Genomic DNA, 23404 nt, shown 5'->3' with positions numbered 1-23404 from the left:
CACCTCTTACTCTTTTAAGTCAACAAGAACTAGAGAACCATTTGGAAGTCTTTTAAAGGTATAAACATTTTTAAATTCTTGACGTTTTGCAATATTTACTCCCTGTGCTACAGAGTAAATTTCATTACAAGTAACTTCTCCAAGGTCAGTATCATTGTTGAAGGTATAGTTTAATATTTCTGTGCTTTCAAATTTTTCTTTTATATCTTGGTTGTGTATATAAGGTACAACTCTTTTTTGTTTTTTATAAAGGGGACCATCAAATTCAAGATATCTTTCTATATAGTTAAAGTTATCTGCATTTACTGCATAGGCAAAGTCCTCTGAATAATTTTTTAGTAAGTAATAAAGCTCTTTTTGGAAATTAGCTTCTGTAGCCTTTGCTGAGGCAAAGTTTATATCTATATTTTTAGAGTTTTCTATATCATATTTGTTACTTATTATGTTTTTATCTCCATCCTTTGCAATGGCATAAATTATACTATTTGGGTCAATTGGATCAAGATTTTTGGCTTCTTTAACAGTTAGTCCTGTATCTTTATTGTTTACATATAATTCAGCATTTGGCATATCACTACTAATATTGACCTTAACAAAGTTTTTAAAAGGAGTTATTTCTTGATTTGAATCCTTAAAGGTGTTTACAGGAATATCTTCAGACTTGTTTATATATGAATTTGATACTTCTGCATGAATGTTATAACTTCCTGGCATTAAAGGTCCTAGTTCTTTTTTTTCTGATATGTCTACAAGGTTATTATCTAAGCAAGAAACCTTTAAATCCTTTAGGTATGTATTTACTTTTACAAAGCTTGGCTTTACAACTACTTTATAAACAGGGATTAGGAAGAAATCCTTTCTAACTTCTTCTATAGAAAGAGGAGAGTTTGTATTTTTATATTCTCCATTTTTAAAAGCTTCATTTATTGAAGAAAATTTAGAGGGGTTTTTGGTAAGGTAATCTATTAAAATATTAGAATTACTTTTGTTTATTGGTAAAGAACTATCATAACAGTAAAGTATTTTGCTAAGTTCTTCAGGTTTTGAAGATGAAATAGAATTTGAAAATGCAAGGGCTATTTCACTTTCTGATTTAGATGTTACTTTTAAATATAAAAATGTACCAGAAAAACCTAATGCTATTAAAATTAATAAGCTTATTAGGATTTTATGTTTTTTATTATTTTTTTTCATGCTTTTTTTTAGGCTTTTTGAGCAAGTTGGACACACTCCATTTATTAACCTAGAACCACATTTATTACAAAATTTCATTTTAAATCCTCCTTTAAAAATTAACAATTCAAAATATAATTTAACATTTTTTTAAACAATTTACAAATTTATTAACAAATATTTCTTAGTTTCAATGGGTGCTTATGGAGTGAATTTATATTTTATATACAATAATATAGCATCTATTATTTATAAGTCCTTGGACAGTATAATGTATTTTTAATATTTAAGTTTAGGAGATACCTTTTTTAGGTATCTCCTTTTAATTTTATATTTAATTGTTTTTTTGTATGATTTATTATGGTAGTTTTTTATAAAAGGGAATATTTGTGGTATTAATTTTAAGAGTTAAGTAAAAAACTAATTTTGTTATACAATTAAAGAGTATTTATTTTAAAGTTTTTATGATATTTTCTTTAGGTTTTAGGGTGTAAAATTTTAATAAGAGGTGAGGTATATGCAAAGGAATAAAATTTTTATTATTGAAGATGAGGAAAAGATAAGAGAGGAACTTACTAAGTTTTTAGAAAAGTATGGCTATTCAATTGAAACTTCAGAGGATTTTGAGAATATTGTTGAACTTGCTTTAAAGAGCAATTCAGATATGATTTTGCTAGATATAAATCTTCCATATTATGATGGATATTATATTTGTAGGGAAATAAGAAAGAGAAGTGAAGTGCCTATTATAGTGGTAACTAGTAGACAAAGTGAAGTTGATGAGCTTATGAGTATGAATTTAGGAGCAGATGATTTTGTAACTAAGCCTTATAATACTCAAATACTTTTAGCTAGAATATCTTCAATTATGAAGAGGGCTTATGGAGGAGTAAAAGAGGAGACAGAGGAATTTATTTTAAGAGGGTTAAAATATAATATGTCAACTAGTGAGGTTTCTTATAATGGGCAGGTTATGGAACTTACTAAAAATGAAAGTAAGATTTTAAATATATTAATGAGGAATAAGGGAAAAATAGTTTCTAGAGATAATATTATTAAGTTTTTATGGCAAAGTGATGAGTTTATAGATGACAATACCTTAACGGTAAATGTAAATAGACTTAGAAAAAAATTAGAGAGTATTGGTGCTTTAGGATATTTGCAGACTAAGAGAGGGCAGGGGTATATGCTAGCATGAGTTTGGTTGAATTTATTAAGGAAAGAATATTATTTATTTTTATAAATTTATTAATACTTGCTTTTACTGCTACCTTGCTTAAAAGTTTAGGAGTAAATAATTTTGCTATTTTGTTTATTTTTATTATAAATCTTATTGGTGTACTGGTTTTTCATGTTTTTGATTATTTTAGAAAGAAACAGTATTATAGTGAAATAATTAAAAATCTAGAGGCTTTAGATAAGAAATATTTAATATCAGAAATGATTGATGAAGGCTCTTTTGCTGAAAGCAAGATAGTATATGATGTTATTTGTAAAAGTAATAAGTCTATGAATGATGAAATAGGTGTTTTTAAAAATGATATAAATGATTATAAGGAGTATATAGAGCTTTGGGTTCATGAGATAAAGACACCAATTGCAACTTGTAAGCTTTTAATAGAAAATAATGAATCACCTCTTACAGAAAGTATTTTAGAGGAAGTTTGTAAGATTGAGAATTATATAGACCAAGCACTTTTCTATACTAGGAGTAATAATGTTGAAAAGGATTATATAATTAAGAAGATAAATTTATCCTATGTAGTAAATAATGTTTTAAAAAATAATGCAGATGCATTGATTAAAAATAGAGTTAAAATAACTTTAGGAGACTTAGATAAGGAGGTTTACTCTGATAATAAGTGGCTTGAGTTTATCTTAGGACAGATAATATCTAATTCTATTAAGTATATGAATAAGAGTTTTAAGGAACTTAAAATATATTCTGAAAACAATAAGGATTGTATTTTTTTAAATATTGAAGATAATGGAGTGGGAATCCCAAGTCAGGATATTGGAATGGTTTTTAATAAAGGTTTTACAGGAGAGAATGGGCGTAAGTTTAAAAAGTCTACAGGAATAGGACTTTATCTTTGTACTAAGCTTTGTACTAAGCTTGGCTTAGATATTAGTATATGTTCTGAGGAAGGGATTTTTACAAGGGTTTCAATTATTTTTCCTATAAATAAAATGATGACTTTTGATTAAGTTTACTTTAGAAATATTTTTTGTTATATACAATAGCTATAAAGCTATTGTATATAACAGGTTTATTATTTTTAATTAATAGATTTATTCAAATTCATAGCTTATAATTTCGCCATTAGTTGCATTAATTTCATATTTAAATTCTTTATTGTTATGATAAAACTCAATTTCATATTTTTCTATTCCGTCATCATGTTCTTTACTAGCTTTAACAAATGAAACTTCATCACTTGTTAGGTTAGCATCTTTTAAGGCTATTTCTTTAGCCTTGTCTAGTGATATAACACTTTCCTTTGAGCCTTTATTTGAATTATTAATATTAGAATTTTCTACATCACAACTATAATCAATAATATCTCCATTGTTAGCATTTATTTCATAGTCATATTCTTTATTATCATGATAAAATTCAATTTCATATTTTTCTATTCCGTCATCATGCTCTTTGTTTGTCTTACCAAAGGAAACCTCATTACTTGTTAAATTAGCATGTTTTAAGGCTATTTCTTTAGCTTCTTCTAGGGAGATGGTTTCCTTATTTTCTTTATTTTGAACCACTTCTTGACTGGTAGACTGTGCCTTTGAATGGTCTACATCATTACAAGATATTAAGCTTAAACTAGATATAATAAGTATTGTTCCTATTAAAAATTTTTTCATATATTCCTCCAAGCTAATAAAATTGTTATTTAAAAATATAAAAAATTTTTTTGCATATGTCAATTTTAAATTTTATTATTACATTTTTGTTAGTTTACTGTTATGTACTTCTATGGATTGAATTTTTTAAAAAATATAAACTAAGAGTGTAAAGAGAAAAGAACTACTTTAGTTTTAGCAAGAAATTTATTTTTAGTTTTTATTTTTAAGGAAGTAGTTAGTAAATTTAAGTTTAAGGAGTGTAATTTTATGAGTAGAGAAGTTTTGAATATAAGTAATATAGAAAAATATTATGGTAAAAAGGGGAATGTTACAAAGGCTATAGATAATATTAGCTTTACTGTAAAGGAGGGGGAATTTGTTGGAATAATGGGTGCTTCAGGAAGTGGTAAGACAACTCTTTTAAATTGTATATCTACAATAGATAAGGTAACTAGTGGACATATATATTTAGAGGGAGAGGATGTTACAAAGTTTAGCCAAAATAAGTTAGCTAAATTTAGAAGAGAAAAGATAGGATTTATATTTCAAGATTTTAATCTTTTAGACACTTTAACATCTTATGAAAACATAGCTTTAGCACTTACTATTCAAAGAGTTAATCCTAAGGAGATTGATAAGAGAGTTAGAAGTATTGCAGAGGCTTTAAATATAACTTCTGAACTTAATAAATATCCTTATGAAATGTCTGGTGGACAAAGACAGAGAGTTGCTTCAGCTAGGGCAATAGTTACAAAGCCTTCTTTAATTTTAGCTGATGAGCCTACTGGAGCTTTAGATTCAAAGGCAGCTACAAAGCTTCTTGAAAGTTTAGAGGATTTAAATAAAAATTTAAAGGCTACAATTATGATGGTAACTCATGATGCCTTTACAGCAAGTTATGCTAGTAGAATTTTGTTTATTAAGGATGGAAAGATTTTTAATGAACTTATAAGAGGAACAGATAGTAGAAAAGAGTTTTTTAATAGAATTATTGAGGTGGTAGCACTTCTTGGAGGTGATAGCAATAATGTATTTTAAATTAGCTTTAAAAAATATAAAGAATAGTTATAAAAATTACGTTATATACTTTTTAACCTTGATTTTTACTGTTAGTATATTTTATACCTTTAACTCTATAGAATCACAGAGTTTAATGATGTCTATTAATGAACAAAAGAGAGAAGCCTTTATTGTAGCAGATAGGCTTATGGGATATTTCTCTACTTTCATAGCTTTTGTCTTAGGATTTTTGATAGTTTATGCTAATAATTATTTAATAAAGAGAAGAAAAAAAGAATTTGGAGTTTATATGATTCTTGGAATGGAAAAGAGAAAATTATCAGGAATGATATTTTTAGAAAGCTTTATTATAGGAGCTATCTCTCTAGTTTTTGGACTTTTTTTAGGGATTATTTTATCTCAAGCTTTATCAGTTTTAACAGCTTATATGTTCCAAGTTGATTTTAAAAGCTTTAAGTTTGTTTTTTCTCCTAGTGGATTTAAAAAGACTGTTCTTTGTTTTTCCATTATATATATTGTTGTATTATTTTTTAACTACATAAGTGTTAGAAAGGTTAAGTTAATAGAGTTATTAAATGCTTCAAGAAAGAATGAAAAACCTACTATTAAAAATTTATGGTTTTCAGTAATACTTTTTGTACTTAGCTTAGTTATGTTAGTAGTTGCTTATTATACTGTTTTAGAAAAGGGCGTGGGACTTCTTGACTTTAAATCCATTGGATTACCTATAATACTTGGAATTTTGGGAACATTTTTGTTTTTCTATTCTTTAACAGGATTCTTTTTAAAGTTTATTCAAGGAAACAAAAGATTTTATTTAAGAGATTTAAATATGTTTGTTATGAAACAAGTAAGCAGTAGAATAAATACAACCTTTGTTTCACTTTCTTTTACATGTTTAATGTTATTTTTATCTATATGTATATTTTCAGGGGGACTTGGAATAAATAAAGCAATGAACTCTGACCTAGAAGATTTAACTAAGTTTGATGCTACTTTTTCTAATTATAATGAAGTAAATATTGGAGAGGTTTTAAAGGAAAAGAATATTGATATCTCAGAGTTCTGTAAGGGATATGCAAATTTAACTATGTATGATAGTGAGGTTAAATTTAATAAATTTTTAAGTGATAAAGCTTTAGAGAGTTTAAAAAATTATTACCAAGTTTCTAATGGGGCAGGAATTTTAGCAATTGGAGAAAGTGATTATAATAGTGCTTTAAAACTTCTTAATATGGAGCCTGTTACTTTAGATAAAAATCAATACTTAGCAGTTGGAAATGTTGGTGAAGCTAAGAAATGGGTTGAACAGAGTTTAGAAGAGGGAAAAGAAATAACTATTTCAGGAGAAAAATTATATCCTAAAAATAAAACCTATGAGGATATAACTCTTTATAACTCTACCATAAAGGGAGATATATTAATCTTTGTTGTGAAGGATTCTCTTCTTTCTAATTTAAAACCTGAGGCTAGTTATTTTGATGTAATGATGAAAGAGGGAGCAGAGGAAAAGGAAGAATTTAAAAAGATTCAAAAGGAGCTTGTAGAGGATGATATTTATTGTATATCAAAGAAAGATATATATACTAGTGCAACAGGCTTAGGAGCAACAATGGCTTATTTAGGAATATACCTAGGGCTTATATTTATAATTACATCAGCTTTAATCTTATCTATTCAACAACTTACAGAATCTACTGATAACATAGAAAGGTATAGACTTTTAAAGGAAATTGGTGTAGATAAGAAAATGATAAACAAGGCTATATTTACTCAAGTGGCTATTTATTTTATATTGCCATTATCTCTTGCTATAGTTCATTCAATAGTTGGATTAAAGGTGGCTTCAAACATAGTAAGTGTCTTGGGAAATTCTAATATTATGCCAAATATAATAATAACTTCAATAATCTTTGTTATAATTTACGGAGGATATTTCATAGCAACTTATTTAGGGTTTAAGAAAAATATAAATGAAAGAGCGTAAGTAGGGTTAAAAAATTAAATTTATGGAAATACTATAAGGTATCATATTTAACTCTCTATATAACTTAAATAAAAAAGGTAGAACTAAATTTAGTTCTACCTTTTTTAATTTTAATTTTAAAGTAAGTGTATAAAACTTATAATTTTAAGAAATATATTTTATTAATAATAAAGTGAGGAGTCTTTTTCAAAGAACTTTATAAGTTTATGGGCTCCTATTATTATTAAAACAACTGACACTATTATAAAAAGTACTTCCATAACCATAATTGGTGCAATTTCTAAGTATGAAAGGGTTAATGGAATTACAAGAAAAGAAAAAAACTTATATGTTATGTTAGCAACAAGGGAAGCATATAAGGAGTTTGTAGAATAAAAGAATATTCCTAAAAATAATCCTAATATAAAGGCGTAAATTCCCTGTATTAAGTTGCAATGACATATAGCAAAGATAAAGGCTTGTAAAACTAGGGCTAGGGCTAAGCTGTAATTATCTCTTAAAAATCCAAAAATAACTCCTCTAAAGAAAATCTCTTCAAATATAGGTATTAGTAAAATAACAACTACAAGAGATAGTATAGAGTTTTTAGTTAAGGCCATAGCACTTTCAACTATGGAGTAACTTTCAAAGATACTTGGAAATAAGGGTGTTAATATTACCATAGAAAATAATATTAGCATGGATAGTCCTATGGAAAAAATAATCATATAAAATAATACCTTTAGGTTAACCTTGTTAAACCTGCATACTTTAAATAAATTTTTCTTTAAAGCTAAAAATATAAAAAATACTATTATAAACATTATTAAGTCTGAAATTATGGTTAAGTTATAAATAACAGGAGTTAGGATTTCAAGTATATTGAAGGTATTTGGACCTACTTGATTTACGATATAATAAACTCCTACATAAACTCCCGAAACTAAAGTTGATAAAAAAATATAAAGTAGGGGTAGACCAATTACAAATCCTAATGTTTTTAAAACCTTTTTCATGAGTTTTCCCTCCTTTTTCATATCATTTAAATATTAGTATTCTAAAGAAAAATATCTATAAAAAGTAAAAAATATGAAATCGTTATTAATATTGTATCAAAAAAAACAAAATATGTATATAATGTAAACAAAGTTTAAAGAAAAAATTAATAAAATCTAATTTTTCGTGGTTTTTATAACTTTAAACTTATATATATTATAGAAGAAATGTATTTTAGCTTATTACAGAAATGGTATATAATAGAATTATCAAGTGAGTAGGATGTGATGATGGAACAGATGAAAAAGTATTTAGATAAGCTTCAAAATATGCCAATTGGAATCAGTGGGACTTGCTTGGCATTTATAACATTAAGTAACTCATGGAAATTAAAAGGAATAAATTACTTTAAACCAATAGCAATATTTTTAGCAGTCTGTATGCTTGCTTTAATGATTTTAAGAGTTATAAGATTTCCAAAGGTTGTGTATAATGAACTTAAAAATCCAGTAACAGGTACTTTTTACCCGACACTAGGAATGGTTCTTTGGTTAGTATCAGGATTCTTCTATCCATACTTCCCAGTATTATGTAGTTGGCTTTGGATAGCAGCTGTTATATATCATTATGGTATAGTCATATTCTATACAATAACAAGAATTAGAGAAAGAAAATTTGAAAATATAATGCCTACTTGTTTCATAGTTTATACAGGTATGATAACAGGTAGTGTGGCAAGTAAAGGAATGGATGGGGTAATACCTCAAATTCCACAAATAGCGCATTTTATGCTAATGTTTGGATTTGTATTCTATACACTTCTATTACCATTAGTTCTATATATAGTATTTAAGAGTGAAATCTTAGATGACCACAAGTTGCCAACAGTAGGTATAATTTGTTCACCAGCTCCCCTTGGAATAGTTGGTATATTAACAATTGAACCTAATCCTAATCCATACATGTTGGCTTGGTTAATAATAACAGGTTTAGTTTTACTTGTAGTTGTCTACGGATATATCTTAAAGTTATTTAAAGAAGGCTTTAAGCCATCTTATGCAGCCTTTACCTTCCCCTTAGCAATTGCCACTTTATCAGCATTTAAGTTATCAACTTATTTTACTGATTTAGGATATGCTAAGATGGCTAGCTTATTTAAATTCTTTGGAGATGTAGAAATATTCGTAGCAACATATGTAATATTCTTTATATTACTTAACTTCTTAAATATGTTCTTCAAAGCTATTAACCCTAGATTTGGAAAACATCTAGAAGAAGAAGAAGAATTAATAAGTGGAACTCTTTATTCAAAATAGTTTTTGGGTAGAGTTTATATAAATAAACCTCAGGCTTTATTCGCAGAGAATTTAGTCGGAAATTTCTAAAATAATGCTCAGATTTTAGAAATTAAACTCTTATATCTTTATTGTTATAAGATAAACTTTTAGTTAAACAACATAATAAAAATCTCAATCACTTTAAAGTATTTTATAAAAAAGATTATGGGTTAAGATTATTTAAACGTTAAGTCAAACTCCCACCGACTTTATAAATGATAAAATAGACAAATTAGCCTCATACGACTCATAATCTTTTTATAAGATGCTCCCAAAATAATGTGTCATGCTGTATTTTCTAGTTGAAAATATGAAAGATAAGTGGAAGGATTAGCCCCTTCCACTTATTTTTTTGTGTTTTTTTATTTTAGGGAAAGATATTTCTTTTAGAGAATTTAATTTTCTTTTAGGGCATATAACTTATAGATAGGGCGTTTTTAGGAGGGTTATTTATATGATACAAGAGGCTTTGAGATTTGGATATGAGCAATGTGCAAGTATTGGATACTCTATGGGCTTTGGAGCAAGAGAGGGGCTTATTTTAGAACTTGCTCTTTTAAGTGTATTTATAGTTAGGTTATATAATATGAAAGAATCTAAAAAATAAAGGGGGTATCAAGAAAATTAATAAATTATTAAATTGTTTAACATTGATTTTTATATGATAACAAATTATAATTAATTGATTTCATTATAAAATAATAATTATTTTTGCATTTACAAAAAAGAAAAAAAGCTGTTTTAAACAGCTTTTTTCTTTATAATTTTTTTAATCTAAAGAGGGAATTATTTCATTTCCTTCTTTTTTCTTTTTTTTCTTACCTCCTAAAATGTTTAGTATTGAGGAGCCAACTATTATTACATATCCAACAAAGGATAGGAAATCTGGTATTTCTCTAAAGAAAATAAATCCATAAAAGGCAGCTATTATTAATCCTATATAGTCATACATTGATATTTCTGAGGCAGGTGCATTTTTATAGGCTATGGTTAAGGAAACTTGTCCTAAAGTAAATGCTATACCAGCAGAAACAAGTAAAAGTACATTTTTTAGGGTTAAGGCCTCTGTGTTCATAAACATTGAAGGGAACATTACTATAGTTGCTATGGCTGTAAAGGAAAGGATTATTGTCCAAAAGTCCTCCTTATCTCCAAGCACTCTTATCATTGTGTATGCCATTCCTGCAAAGGCAGCAGATAAAACTCCTACAAGAGAAGGGATTATTGCTGTACTAAATTGAGGTTTTATTACAAATAAACTTCCTAAAAAAGCTATTATTAAAAGAGTAAATTGTTTTTTTGTAATTTTTTCTTTTAATAATAGGTAACAAAATATTATTGTGAAAAAAGGTGCTAATTTAGTAAGTATTGTGGCATCTGATAAGAACATTTTATCTAGAGCGTAATAGTTTGTTAGTATGGATAGGGTTCCAACTACCCCTCTAATTAATAAGTATTTTCTGCTTTCTTTTTTTCCAAAGAAGGAGCCTTTTTTATAAAATATTATAAAGCAAACAATTATTGTTGCTACTACATTTGTCAAAAAGGTTTTTTGATAGGAATTAACTCCTACAGCTAGCTTACTAAGAAGGTTCATAGTAGCAAAGGCTGCTGAGGCAAGTATCATAAAGATAATACCTTTAAATTTTGAATTCATTTTTTACCTCCTTAATTTTACTTGTTTTTTTATTTAGTTTTATTATTCTTTTAGAGGTTTTTAATATTTTTGCTTCATATTAAAAAGATTATTAAGAATAAACAAAGACTATTATAGAACTAAGCAAATAAGAGGTCAAATTTGTAATTGATTATTCATATAATAATTAGAAATTATAGAAAAAATATGTATAAAACTTAGGACATAGAGTGAAAAGTAGAGTAAAATTATTTCTTAGGGGATAATAATTTTATAGTGCAAAATTTAATTTTAAGAAGGTGATTTTTTGAAAGCTGAAATAATGGCAATTGGGACAGAAATACTTTTAGGAGATATTATAAATACTAATGCACAGTTTTTATCAAAGGAGATGGCAAACCTTGGTATTAATGTTTATAATCAATCTGTAGTAGGGGATAACCCTAAAAGAATATTGGAAGCTTTTCATAAGGCTTTTGAAAACTGTGATACCATAATTACTACTGGAGGTTTAGGACCTACAAAGGATGATTTAAGCAAGGAGCTGGCAGCTAAGTATTTTAATATGGAGCTTTCTTTAAGGGAAGATATTCTTTTAGAGTTAGAGAAGTATTTTAAAGATAATAATTTAGAGATGAGTGAGAATAATAAAAAACAATGTTATTTTCCAAAGGAAGCTATAATACTTAAGAATAATAATGGAACAGCACCAGGAGCTATTTTAGAAGGACCTAATAATAAGAGAATAATTCTTCTTCCAGGACCTCCAAGAGAAATGGAGCCTATGTTTAGAGATTATGTAGTTCCTTATTTAAGTAAGTTTAGTGATGGTGTTTTACTTTCTAAGGTTCTAAGAATTTTTGGCTTAGGAGAAAGTGAAATGGAGGTTTTAGTTTCTGACCTTTTAGATAGTGAAAATCCAACAGTTGCTCCTTATGCAAAGAATATAGATGTTATTTTAAGAATTACAGCTAAGGGAAAGGATGAAGAAGAGGCTAAAAGACTTATTGCTCCTATGGAGGAGGAAATAAGGAGAAGGCTTTTAGACAATGTTTATGGAGAAGGAGAAACTACCTTAGAAGAGGTTGTTGGAAAGCTTTTAGTTCATAAACATATGACAGTTTCTACAGCAGAATCCTGTACTGGAGGAATGGTTGCAAGTACACTTATAAATTATCCTGGAATATCTGAGGTCTTTATGGAAGGGGCTGTTACTTATTCTAATGAAGCTAAAATGAAAAGGCTTGGAGTAAGGAAGGAAACCTTAGAGAATTTTGGAGCCGTTAGTGAAGAATGTGCTAGAGAAATGGCAGAGGGTATAGCTAGAAATGCTAATACTAAAATAGGAATATCTACAACAGGAATAGCAGGTCCTGGTGGAGGAACTTTAGAAAAACCTGTTGGATTAGTTTATGCAGCCTTACATATTAATGGAGTAACAAAGGTTAGAAAGTTTAATTTTAAGGATGAAAGACAGGTAGTTAGAAGAAAAACTGTAATGTATGTTTTAGACTGGCTAAGAAGAGAACTTCAAGATATGAAATAGGGCTTAAAGGTATTTTTGTTTAAAAAATTACCCATTAAGAAAACTTAATGGGTAATTTATATGTGCTTAGTTTTATTTTAAAGCTATGCTTTAATATGTCTGAATTTTAAAAATGGAGAGAGTATTTTTCCATACTCTCTGCTTTTAAAACATGAAGAAAATTTATTACATTATAAGGGTTTTAAGGGGGAGACAGTTTCGTTAGACTGTATTCTATCGAAACTGTCAGTATAAATAAAATGGGGGAGAGGCTATTATAAGATTGAAGCTTATTGCCTCAGTAAATAGTATTGACCGTATTGATTTTTTTATACAATTTAAAATAAATATTTTTATTTTTTTATGGAGAATTTAATAAAGAGGTATGTCTATAAAACTTATAATTTTATCTTTCTTTTAATAAGTTTAATAGAAAGAACTTTAGAATAAAAAATGATTAATTAGTAATATGCGATTAAATATGTTATATTTTAAAATGATTAAGTATGTTTTAAGATAATTTATATTTTATAATTTATATTTTAGTAATGATTTATAGAAGGGAGAAATAAGATGAAGCCTATATTTAAAGTCGATCTATATTTTCTTATAGTATTAGTTTTATCTATAGTAGGACCTATGTTTGTAACGCCAATGCTGTATAGGATGGGGATTATACCACCTTTAGTTCTTATGGCAGTACATATAATATTTTTTATAGTTCCAGCAATTATTTATATATTTGTAACTAAGAGTAACTATAAAAGAGTTTTTAGTTTTAAAAAACCAAAGGGAAAAGATATATTTTATTCAGTTTTAATAGCTGCTTTAGCTTTACCTGTAATGACATTTTTTTCATATATATCAAGTTTATTTTCTACAAATGAGGTGGCTATAGCCTTAGAGCAAATGAGAAGTTATCCTTTATGGCTTATGATATTAGTAGTTGGAGTAACACCAGCTATTACAGAGGAGCTTACTATGAGAGGGATTGTTCTTTCTGGTTTTGAGTTTAAGAGCAAGAATGTAGCTGCAGTTATGACTGGTATAATGTTTGGTATTTTACATTTAAATGCTCATCAATTTTTATATGCTACAGTTATGGGTATAATTTTAGCCTATGTAGTTAGAGCTACAGGAAGTATATTCTTATCTATGATAATGCACTTTTTAATAAATACCTTTAACTTAATTCAGCAAAGAATTATGAGTGAAGGAATAAAGCCAGAGGATTTACTTCATTCTATAAATAATGTAAATACATTAGCTACTGGTATAAAGGTTGAGCTATTTTTATATTATTTAGTTTTAGCAGTAGTGGCTTCTTTCTTAATTATTTATTTAATAAGAAAGATGGAAAAGAGAAACTTTGATATAACTTTAGATGAGTTAGATGTAGCAACAAGAGTTTCTTATAAGGAAGAAAGAGTAATAAATATTCCTTTTGTATTAAGCGTTATAGTATTTATTGTTTATACCTTCTTTCTGGTCTAAATAGGCAAGGGTTAATTTTTAGAGAGGTATTTAATTTATTGCTTTTAGATTTTTAAAAAGAGGGAGAATTTAAATAGAATATTTTTAAAAAGAAAAAGGAACTGTTTTGGGATACAGTTCCTTTTTTATTAAGTTGTGTGGTTAACTTAAGAGTGTATTAAGCTATTTATATTATTAACTTAATCCTTAGGAAATATACATCTCTTAAAATTAATACACCTTAAATTTTTTTCCTAAGATAGTTCTTTTGTATTCTATAGTTGCATCAGTAAAAAAGTGAGAAATACTTTTATCTGCTACTATTTTTACTCCTCTATCTATGGAAACATCATCATTTTCACGCTGTTCATCCAGAACAACTTCAATATTTAAGCCTGCTCAACAAGATGAGTTAGCTTCTATTCTAAGGGCATCTTTTCCACTAGAAGATAACATATCTTTTACTTTTTCTATGGTGTTATCATGTATTTTAACCTTCATAAAGCCTATATCCTCCTTATAGTTTTTTTATTTAATTGTATAGATTTAGTTTATTAAGATAAAAAATAAATATTAAAAAAATAAAAGTTAAAGAAATCTTGTTTAGGTATATTATACCTAATAATTATTTTTAAATACAGAAAAGACTTTTATTAAAAAAACTTTAAATAATTATTATTTATGTAGAATAATATTTAATAAATTCTGAAATAATAAAAAAGAATGGTAAAAAGAAATAAACTTAACAAAAAATTCAAAGACTTATTGAATTTTCTTGGAAAAGTGATAATATAAAATATGTAAGAAATAATAGTTATTAATTAACATAACTTAAATATTATTTATTTGTGAAAATAATTTTAAAGTGTTTTTTCAAGTAAGTAATTGTAGGAGGTTTTTTATGAAAAGTTTAAAAGGAACTAAAACAGCAGAAAATCTAATGAAATCCTTTGCAGGTGAGTGTCAAGCTAGAACTAGATACACATATTTCTCTAGCATGGCTAAAAAAGAAGGATATGTTCAAATAGCAAATATATTTACAGAAACTGCAGACAATGAAAAGGAACATGCAAAAAGATTTTATAAATTCTTAAAAGATGACCTACAAGGAGAAGCTGTAGAAATAAATGCTGCTTATCCTGTTGAATTGCCTACAGATACTTTAACTAACTTAAAATATGCAGCTAGCGGAGAGCATGATGAATTAAGCAACCTTTATCCATCTTTTGCTGATGTAGCTGAGGAAGAAGGATTCCCAGAAATTGCAGTAGCTTTTAGAATGATAGCTAAAGCAGAAACAGCTCACTACAATAGATTTACTAAGTTAGCTAAAAATATGGAAGAAGGAAAAGTATTTAAAAAGGACGAAGTGGTTCTTTGGAAATGTGGAAACTGTGGATTTATCTTTGAAGGAGCAGAAGCACCTTTAAAATGTCCTGCTTGTTTACATCCACAAGGATACTTTGAAGTTTTTAAAGAAACTTATTAAAATTGTTTATTCATGCACAACTCATTTTATATATAAACTAAACTTTTTCAGAGAGAAAGAAATTTCTCTCTGATTTTTTTTCTTATGTTAGTGGGTAGTTAAAGACTACCATTTTACTTTCATCATTTATAGGTCTCCAAAATTGAATAGCATCAATTAAAAGTTCCCTATCAAAATGATAATCTTGAAGCTTTGTGTATGCTGATTCAAATTCATCTTCTCCCCAAACTCTTTGTGCAAAGTATGGGTTAGCTAAGGAAACATGAAGTTGCCATGTATCAGGATTTGAAGTTACCTTAAAGCCTGCCTCTACTAAGTCCTTATAAAGTTCTCTAGATAAATCCTTTATTATTCCACTTTCTTCATCTACCTTTAAATTTACAGACCTATAAGGGTCTCCAAATTTTATTAGTCCATTTAAATGAACCTCAAATTTTTTATATGATTTTAATGTGTTTTTTACCACTTCATTTAGTTTGTTCATATCTGGATCTTCAATTACGGCTAAGGTAATATGAAGCATTGGAAGATTCTCATAAAGCTTATATTCATTTGAAATGGATTCTTGTAATGGCTTTATTATTCCATAGGAATACTTATCAAAAAGTGCCACTAAGTAATACAGCATAAATAAACCCCTTTCTTACTAGTTTGTGTAATTTATACCAAAGTATTTAGTCTATTATAACATATTAAAACTTAGAAAGACTATAAGGGGTCTTTTCCATAAAGGCTTAAAGCCCTCTAATCTTTCCTCTTTCTTAAAATATATAATTAAAAAATAAGAAATATTTATTTAATTAAAAAATTTTAGAACAAATTTCTCTTTTTTGCATAAAGTACTTAGGGAGGATTTAATTCTTCTTTTGAAATTTTTTAGTAAAGACCTAGTAAAAAAGAAGTTAATTTTATTAATAGGAAGAAAAATATATTTGAAAAACTAAAGAGAGATAATATACTATATATAATGTATTAGATAGAATTAAAATTTTTTATAGATTTACTTAGAAATTTTGAAAGGTGGAGTAGGGAAATGGTAGAAAGCAGAGTGAGTAGATTAAACAAAAAGAAATCTTCTAGATTGTCTGTTTTATACAATGTAGTTGGTATTAGCTTTTTAGCTTTAATTTTATTTTTTGGTAGCCGTATATTTTTAAAATAAAGAATTTTAATTAAAGCTTTAGGAGTATTTCTAAAGAAAAATATTTTCTTTAGAAATATTTAAATACTTACATAGGGTAATAAATATAATTAAGCAGGAAGGGAGAGCTACTTTTTTGGTAGCGAAAATAGGAATTAAATGAGTATTTTAATAGTTAAGAATATGAATCATGGCTTTGGTGATAGAGCTATTTTTGAAGATGTTTCTTTTAGACTTTTAAAGGGGGAACATGTTGGACTTATTGGAGCTAATGGAGAAGGTAAGTCTACCTTTATGAATATAATAACTGGTAAGCTTATGCCAGATGAGGGCGATGTTCAATGGAGTAATAAGGTTAGAGTTGGTTATATGGACCAACATGCTAAGCTTGAGAAAGGAAAGACTATTAGAGAAGTTTTAAGAGAGGCTTTTCAATATCTTTTTGACATGGAAGCTGAGATGAATTCTCTTTATGAAAGAATGGGAGAAATGTCTGAAGAGGAGATGAATAAGGCTTTAGAGAGAACAGCTACAATTCAAGATATGTTAGACCATAATGGTTTTTATATGATAGATGCAAAGATTGAGGAAGTTGCATCAGGTTTAGGACTTAAAGATGTAGGACTAGATAAAGATGTTACTGATTTAAGTGGAGGACAAAGAACTAAGGTTTTATTAGCTAAGCTTTTATTAGAAACACCAGATATATTACTGCTAGATGAGCCTACAAACTATTTAGATGAAGAACATATAGAATGGCTTAAGAATTATTTAATAGGTTATGAAAATGCCTTTATTTTAATATCTCATGACATTCCATTTTTAAATAGTGTTGTAAATGTAATATACCATGTAGAAAATAGAGCCTTAACTAGATATACTGGGGACTATGATAACTTCATGAGAGTTTATGAAGCTAATAAGAAGCAGTTAGAGGCAGCTTATGAAAGACAACAAGCTGAAATTGCTAAGCTTGAGGATTTTGTTGCTAGAAATAAGGCTAGAGTTGCAACAACAGGAATGGCAAGGGCTAGACAGAAGAAGTTAGATAAGATGGATAGAATTGAACTTGCTTCTGAAAAACCAAAACCAGAGTTTAATTTTAAGCAAGGAAGAACTTCAGGAAAGCTTATTTTTGAGGCTAAGGACTTAGTTATAGGTTATGATGAGCCCCTTAGTAAACCACTTAACATAAGAATGGAAAGAGGACAAAAAATAGCCCTAGTTGGTGCTAATGGACTTGGAAAATCAACTCTTTTAAAAAGCTTAATGGGACTTATAAAGCCAATAAGTGGAGAGGTTGAAACAGGAGATTATCAAAGTATTGGATATTTTGAGCAGGAAATAAAAGAAGCAAATTACAATACTTGCATAGAGGAAGTTTGGCAAGAGTTCCCTGGATATACTCAATATGAAGTAAGAAGTGCTTTAGCTAAATGTGGATTAACAACTAAGCATATTGAAAGTTCTGTTGCTGTATTAAGTGGAGGAGAACAAGCTAAGGTAAGACTTTGTAAGCTTATAAATAAAGAAACAAATATACTTATACTAGATGAGCCTACAAACCATTTAGATGTTGAGGCAAAGGAAGAATTAAAGAGAGCCTTAAAGGAGTATAAGGGTAGCATACTTTTAGTTTGCCATGAACCTGAGTTTTATAAAGATGTAGTAACAGATATATGGAACTGTGAGGAGTGGACTACTAAAATAGTTTAATAAAAATAAAAGCTATGGATTTTATTCCATAGCTTTTTTATTATACCTTAATAAAGTTAGTAAATTTTTTTTATAAAGGTAATTTTATCAGTATTTTTATATTAGAGGAAGTTTTTTATAAAAGGGGAAGTTAATTAAATGTTCAAATTTAATGACTACTTTTAAGTTTTTTGCCAGACTTTCTAATTAAGATGCCAGAGTTAAAACCAGAGATTTTTTAGTTATTTCAAGGCTTTTGCCATAGTTGCCAGAGTTTTATTATTTCTATATATAGGGAGTTTTTTAAAAAAAATTTTTTTTTATTTTTTATAATTTTAGGAGAAGTGAAAAAGTAGGAAATCCAGTCATTTTTATAGAAAAAAGTGCCTTAAATCTAGTTATACCAAGGGTTTTAGCTAATGACTACTTTTTCTTTATTTTCCTAAAAGTCTGGCATTTTTAAGTTATTTAGGAGATTTTTTTTACAAGAGAGAAGGATTTTTACTTAGCAAAATAAAATTTTTTGTTAATTTTGTGATTTTATGGTGTTGATTTAGGATATTTCAGTTATTTTCTTGGGAAATTGTAAAAAAATTACTGAAATTTTGCTGGTTATAGTTTTATATTTTATCTTCTTAAATGAGGATTTTTTAAATGAGATATTATAATATTGGAATATTTATCTTATAAATTAAAATTTTTTATAGGTATTTATAGATTTTCAAGTACTACCCCCTGCATATTTTTTTATTTTAAATTTTTAATTTACTAATAAAAAATAGGGGGGAGAGGTAAGGGGATATGGCATTATTTTTTAGGTATATTTTATATTAATTGGTTATTTTTATTTATTCAATAAGTTTTGTTAAATGTGAATAATTATTCCAAAAATTCCATTTAAGAAGGAATAAAAAAGTAAAAAATAAAAATCTTATCTTTTAAGAATGTATTAATTTAACACTTGATAAATTAATAATTTATTAATATAATAGGTACTAAATTGTTAATTTATCTTTTCTTAAATTAAGGGAGTTTTGACAAAAAATTTAAAATACTGTAACATACAGAACGAAATGAAAATTTATTTTAAACAAATGATGAATTTAATAAGATACTAATAAAGATAAAAATATTGTAGAAACGTTGATATATATTCTGTATTTGGGCATCTGGAATATATTGAGTTAGTGATGCAACCGACTATGTTTATAAAGTTATAAATATAGTCGGTTTTTTTATTTCCATTTTTTAAGAAAGGAGGAGTAGGTTTCATGAAAAAGAGTAGATTTTCCTATGGTTTTGTTTTTCTTTTAACTTTTATTTTTATTATTACTACATTGCTTTCAAATACTAAAAGTGTTTTAGGAAAAGAGAGTAAGGATATTAAAAATGATGGAGCTGTTGAAATTACTAGTGCATCCTTTGAGAGTGAAAAGGTAGCTAAGGGTTTAAGAAACACTTTAAGAATTGATTATAAAATCTTAAATAAAGACAAGCTTAATGAAGGAGATGTTATTAGCATCACTTTACCAGAGGTCTTTAAGGAAATTTCTCCAAAGTATCCAGAACAGCATTTTAAAGATTTTGATTTAAAAGATGGCGTTCTTACTTTAACTTTTAATGAGAATGTTGATAAAGCTGTTAAGGGATATATGCTTGTATCTTTTGTTGGTGATGAAAATATAAGAAAAGGTGTAACCTACCCTCTTACAATTGATTTATCTGGAAAGAAAAAAACTTTTTATGTAGAAGGGGAAGAATATGACAAACCTAGTGAGGGAATGCAGTATCCCCTTATGTATAAAACTGCTGACCTACCTTTAGCTGCAACAGATACAAAGGATGGACGAGAGTATTATGGAGAAATCTTAGATAGAAATAAGCCTATAAAATATTTTGTTGAAATTAACTTAGGTGATGGAAAAAATCCTAATACAAGAAGTTATTTAAGTAATGCTACCTTTGTAGATACTATTCCAGAGGGCATGGCACTAGATGTTTATAGCCTTTGTATAAAGAGAGTTGATTACAACAATTCAAGCAGTGAAGATGTTACAGAGGATTTTATAAGAAGTTCAAGAGTTCGTTCAAGTTTAAATTCTTTAGAAATAGATTTTGGAGATATAAGATATGAAAGATATACAGTAAGTTATGAAACAAGAATAACCTCAACAAAGAAGGGTTATTCCAATGAGGCTAAATTAACTTATGATGATGGAAAGGAAGTACCAGCAAGACATTATTCAAAGCTTTCTAAGGAGGCTGGTGCCTTAAATGTTCATAAAGAGGTTGATAGAACTTCAGTAAGTAGCAGAGATAAAGACCAAAAGATTAAATATACCATTAGATTTGATTCCTATGGACAGTTTTTTAAGGACACAGTAACCATAAAAGATAATTTAGACAAGCTTTTAAAGGATATAAAGGTTACAACTACAAGTCAGTTTGAAAGTTACTTTAACAAGGATACAAAGGAGTTAATTGTAAAAAACACAAAGGGTGCTATAGATAGCAAAGAGGAAGCTTACATAACTATTGAGGCAAGTATGAAGGATGTAAAGCCTGGAAGTGTTGTTGATAATGTTGCTTATGTTAATGGAAATCCAACTAACAAGGTTTCAACTAAGAAAAATTCAGTAATTAAACTTGTTTTAGATTCTGCCTATTATGAAGAAGAATTTTACAACAGTTCTTCTTTTAGAATAACAACAAAAGAGGGAGAACCTGTTAAGGATATAAACAATGATAATATTGAATTTTTAAACTTTAAAAGGGGAGAAACAAAGCTTTTAGAACTACCTGTTGGAAGTTATAAAGTGGAGCAAGTAAAGTTTCCAGAGGGGCATGAGAGAAAGAAAAATACTGTTAAATTTGAGGTGAAAAAAGATTCAGGTAGTAAAACCGTAGTTATAAAGGGAAGTAAGAAAAAGCTTTCTACAAATCTTTTAATAGAAAAGGTTAATGAAAAGGGAAAACCTCTTAAGGGAGCAGAATTTAATATTTTTAAAGCTGAGGATTTAGAAAATCCCTTAAGTTTTTCTAAGGTTAATAAAAACTTCTCTCTTAAAGGGGAAGAAAATAACATTACAAATTTAGAATCTATAGAGGATTCAAACAAAATCAATATTAAAGATTTACCTTATGGAGAGTATGTATTAAGAGAAGTTAAAGCTCCTAAGGGATATAAGATTGGTAAAGATATTTATTTATATATAAATGAGGACAGATGTTTTTATAAGCTTGGAGAAGATGGAGAAGAAATATCTTTAAATAAAAACAAAAATGGCTATAAAATCTCAGTTAAAAATAGTAAGAGAATAGTCTTACCTAATACAGGAGGACTTGGTACTTATAAATTTTCATTCATCGGGGTTACTCTTTTAGCTGGAGCTTTAAGCTTATTAGGCAAAGAAATTGCCTTAAAAGAAAGGGAGAATTAAAAATATGAAAAAACATTCATTAAAAAGTTTTAGTTTTATTATGACATTTCTTATGTTCTTTGTTATAAGTGCAATGCCAGTATATGCATTAACAACACCTAAAGTAGATAAGAATGCTCAAACTCAAGGAAGTATTACAATAAATAAAGAAGGTGCTGTATTTGAAGCATATAAAATTTTAGATGCAGATAAGAGCATATATAACTATGATTATACAGTAAATGATAAATTTAAGAATTTCTTCGACAATTCTAATTATGGTTCTTATAAAAAAGATGCCATAAAAGATTTAAATAAAGATGACATAAAAGACTTTGCAGTTAATATACACAAATTTATTTTAGACAACAATATAGAAGGACAAAAACTTGAAAATGGTAAAAAGAATACTGTTGATTTAGGTTATTATATAGTTTTAGAAACTTCTGGGGATTCAAAGGGAGCCTTTGTTGCATCTACTCCTATGTTAGTTGCAGTTCCTACTGCCTTAGAAAATTCATGGAATTATGATGTTGAAATTAATCCAAAGGATAATACTGCAACCTTAGAAAAAAGAATAGTAATGGAGGATAATCGTAGAGTTAAAACTTCTTGTGCCTCTATAGGAGATACTATTAAATACGAAGTAAAAGCCTCAATTCCTTCTTATGAAAAGAATGCAAAAAATATAGTTTATAAGTTTACAGATAAAATGGGTAAGGGATTAACTTACAATGATAAGCTTGGTTTTAAGGTAACTTCAGGAAGTAAGACTTTTGAAAGTGGAAAAGACTATACTGTTGAAAGTAAAAGTGATGAAAATGGAACAACTATTACAATAAACTTTGTTTATGACAATATAAAAGATTATGCACAAAGTGGACTATGCTTAAATTATGAAGCTAAATTAAATGAAAAAGCTATTATTAATGATATAAACAAAATAGGAAATGAAAATAACATAGAGTTAGAATATACAAACAACCCATATGTAGAGGGAAGCACTAAGAAACTAAAGGATAAAGTTACTTCATATACTTTTGGTTTACAAATTGAAAAGATTGATGAAGCAACAAAAGGAGAAAAGAACAAGCTTTACTTAAAAGGTGCTGAATTTAGTTTAGCTCCTGTAATTAATGGAAAGATTGTTGAAGAAAATAAACATTCTTATGTAACAGATGAGAAAGGTATTATAACAATCTTAGGATTAAAAGAAGGGGAATATGAATTAAGAGAAGAGGAAGCACCAGAGGGATATAGTTTATTAAAAGACCCTATAAAAATAAAAATAGAAGCTTCTAAAGATTCAGAAGGTAATTTCACAGGAGAGGCAAGCTTTAAGATAATCAATAACAATAAGGCTGCAACAGAATTAGAAGAAGTTAAAAGTGATGAAAACACATTATTTAATATTGAGGTTTTAAACCGTAAGGGAGTTTCTTTACCTTCAACAGGGGGACTTGGAAACACAGGATTTATAAAAATAGCAATTACTTTATTAGGAGTAGTTTGTATCTTAGCTGCTGCTGGTATTATCTACAATAGAGTTGAACTTAAGAGAAACAAATAAAAAATAAATAAAAAAATTAAATAGATAAAATTAAAAAACTTCTTTTTATGATGAAACTTAAAAAGAAGTTTTTTTACTAAGACTTAGAAATTTCTTTTTTACTAAAATAAATTT

General features: G+C 27.5%; 19 protein-coding genes and 1 riboswitch. Of the genes, 13 read left to right on the top strand and 6 right to left on the bottom strand.

Annotated elements, in window-relative coordinates:
- Positions 1 to 6: 6 nt before the first annotated feature.
- A complete protein-coding gene (locus AC4FQV_RS09955) occupies positions 7 to 1272 on the bottom strand; it encodes a TcaA NTF2-like domain-containing protein (RefSeq protein ID WP_491165421.1) in 1266 nt (421 codons plus the stop codon).
- A gap of 418 nt (positions 1273 to 1690) precedes the next feature.
- Between AC4FQV_RS09955 and AC4FQV_RS09950 the strand changes: the two genes are divergently transcribed.
- On the top strand, positions 1691 to 2371 hold the full coding sequence (locus AC4FQV_RS09950; protein ID WP_491165420.1) for a response regulator transcription factor: 681 nt from the start codon (positions 1691 to 1693) through the stop codon (positions 2369 to 2371).
- A complete protein-coding gene (locus AC4FQV_RS09945) occupies positions 2368 to 3381 on the top strand; it encodes an ATP-binding protein (protein WP_491140207.1) in 1014 nt (337 codons plus the stop codon). Before AC4FQV_RS09950 ends, AC4FQV_RS09945 begins: the two co-directional genes overlap by 4 nt.
- 84 nt (positions 3382 to 3465) lie before the next feature.
- Here the strand turns inward: AC4FQV_RS09945 and AC4FQV_RS09940 are convergent, their stop codons facing one another.
- Complete coding sequence (locus AC4FQV_RS09940; RefSeq protein ID WP_491165419.1) at positions 3466 to 4041, bottom strand: PepSY domain-containing protein; 576 nt, start codon at positions 4039 to 4041, stop codon at positions 3466 to 3468.
- A 249-nt stretch (positions 4042 to 4290) separates the two neighbouring features.
- Here AC4FQV_RS09940 and AC4FQV_RS09935 point away from each other — a divergent pair, with 249 nt between their 5' ends.
- Positions 4291 to 5061 (top strand): ABC transporter ATP-binding protein, encoded by a 771-nt coding sequence (locus AC4FQV_RS09935; RefSeq protein ID WP_491140205.1) that lies wholly within the window; start codon positions 4291 to 4293, stop codon positions 5059 to 5061.
- A complete protein-coding gene (locus tag AC4FQV_RS09930) occupies positions 5051 to 7030 on the top strand; it encodes an FtsX-like permease family protein (RefSeq protein WP_491165418.1) in 1980 nt (659 codons plus the stop codon). The genes AC4FQV_RS09935 and AC4FQV_RS09930 overlap by 11 nt, the downstream gene beginning before the upstream one ends.
- Positions 7031 to 7191: 161 nt before the next feature.
- Here AC4FQV_RS09930 and AC4FQV_RS09925 read toward each other — a convergent pair whose 3' ends face one another.
- The gene (locus AC4FQV_RS09925) at positions 7192 to 8025 is read right to left on the bottom strand and encodes a CPBP family intramembrane glutamic endopeptidase (protein WP_491165417.1); all 834 of its coding nucleotides are present in this window, start codon (positions 8023 to 8025) and stop codon (positions 7192 to 7194) included.
- 270 nt (positions 8026 to 8295) lie between these two features.
- On the opposite strand from AC4FQV_RS09925, the gene AC4FQV_RS09920 reads away from it, so the two are divergent.
- Together AC4FQV_RS09920 and AC4FQV_RS09915 are read left to right on the top strand one after the other, a co-directional pair.
- Positions 8296 to 9321: a TDT family transporter gene (locus AC4FQV_RS09920; protein WP_491140201.1), complete on the top strand. Its 1026-nt coding sequence runs from the start codon at positions 8296 to 8298 to the stop codon at positions 9319 to 9321.
- Between the two features lie 475 nt (positions 9322 to 9796).
- Complete coding sequence (locus AC4FQV_RS09915) at positions 9797 to 9949, top strand: hypothetical protein (protein WP_491140200.1); 153 nt, start codon at positions 9797 to 9799, stop codon at positions 9947 to 9949.
- Between the two features lie 162 nt (positions 9950 to 10111).
- Here the strand turns inward: AC4FQV_RS09915 and AC4FQV_RS09910 are convergent, their stop codons facing one another.
- Positions 10112 to 10999, bottom strand: a complete 888-nt coding sequence (locus AC4FQV_RS09910; protein WP_491165416.1) for a DMT family transporter — start codon at positions 10997 to 10999, stop codon at positions 10112 to 10114.
- Positions 11000 to 11285: 286 nt separating this feature from the next.
- On the opposite strand from AC4FQV_RS09910, the gene AC4FQV_RS09905 reads away from it, so the two are divergent.
- Positions 11286 to 12524, top strand: a complete 1239-nt coding sequence (locus tag AC4FQV_RS09905; protein WP_491165415.1) for a competence/damage-inducible protein A — start codon at positions 11286 to 11288, stop codon at positions 12522 to 12524.
- 552 nt (positions 12525 to 13076) lie between these two features.
- Complete coding sequence (locus tag AC4FQV_RS09900; protein WP_491140197.1) at positions 13077 to 13997, top strand: CPBP family intramembrane glutamic endopeptidase; 921 nt, start codon at positions 13077 to 13079, stop codon at positions 13995 to 13997.
- 210 nt (positions 13998 to 14207) lie between these two features.
- On the opposite strand, the gene AC4FQV_RS09895 is transcribed toward AC4FQV_RS09900, so the two are convergent.
- The gene (locus AC4FQV_RS09895) at positions 14208 to 14477 is read right to left on the bottom strand and encodes an iron-sulfur cluster biosynthesis family protein (protein ID WP_491140195.1); all 270 of its coding nucleotides are present in this window, start codon (positions 14475 to 14477) and stop codon (positions 14208 to 14210) included.
- 400 nt (positions 14478 to 14877) lie between these two features.
- Here AC4FQV_RS09895 and rbr point away from each other — a divergent pair, with 400 nt between their 5' ends.
- On the top strand, positions 14878 to 15465 hold the full coding sequence (gene rbr, locus AC4FQV_RS09890; RefSeq protein ID WP_491140193.1) for a rubrerythrin: 588 nt from the start codon (positions 14878 to 14880) through the stop codon (positions 15463 to 15465).
- A gap of 82 nt (positions 15466 to 15547) precedes the next feature.
- Here the strand turns inward: rbr and AC4FQV_RS09885 are convergent, their stop codons facing one another.
- Complete coding sequence (locus AC4FQV_RS09885; protein WP_491140192.1) at positions 15548 to 16093, bottom strand: 2'-5' RNA ligase family protein; 546 nt, start codon at positions 16091 to 16093, stop codon at positions 15548 to 15550.
- 405 nt (positions 16094 to 16498) lie between these two features.
- Between AC4FQV_RS09885 and AC4FQV_RS09880 the strand changes: the two genes are divergently transcribed.
- The 4 genes from AC4FQV_RS09880 (at position 16499) to AC4FQV_RS09865 (ending at position 23290) form a co-directional block, all read left to right on the top strand.
- On the top strand, positions 16499 to 16627 hold the full coding sequence (locus AC4FQV_RS09880; RefSeq protein WP_491140191.1) for a hypothetical protein: 129 nt from the start codon (positions 16499 to 16501) through the stop codon (positions 16625 to 16627).
- Between the two features lie 138 nt (positions 16628 to 16765).
- The gene (gene abc-f, locus AC4FQV_RS09875; protein WP_491140190.1) at positions 16766 to 18322 is read left to right on the top strand and encodes a ribosomal protection-like ABC-F family protein; all 1557 of its coding nucleotides are present in this window, start codon (positions 16766 to 16768) and stop codon (positions 18320 to 18322) included.
- Between the two features lie 1106 nt (positions 18323 to 19428).
- Positions 19429 to 19512, top strand: a riboswitch (cyclic di-GMP riboswitch).
- A gap of 60 nt (positions 19513 to 19572) precedes the next feature.
- Entirely contained in the window at positions 19573 to 21741 is a 2169-nt protein-coding gene (locus AC4FQV_RS09870) for a SpaA isopeptide-forming pilin-related protein (protein ID WP_491165414.1), read from the top strand.
- 4 nt (positions 21742 to 21745) lie between these two features.
- Positions 21746 to 23290, top strand: a complete 1545-nt coding sequence (locus AC4FQV_RS09865) for a SpaH/EbpB family LPXTG-anchored major pilin (protein WP_491165413.1) — start codon at positions 21746 to 21748, stop codon at positions 23288 to 23290.
- Positions 23291 to 23404 lie beyond the last annotated feature (114 nt).

The organism is Clostridium sp. TJA038, assembly GCF_058310255.1.
Note: the sequence above shows the minus strand (reverse complement) of the source record. Positions and strands in the feature narration are given on the sequence as shown.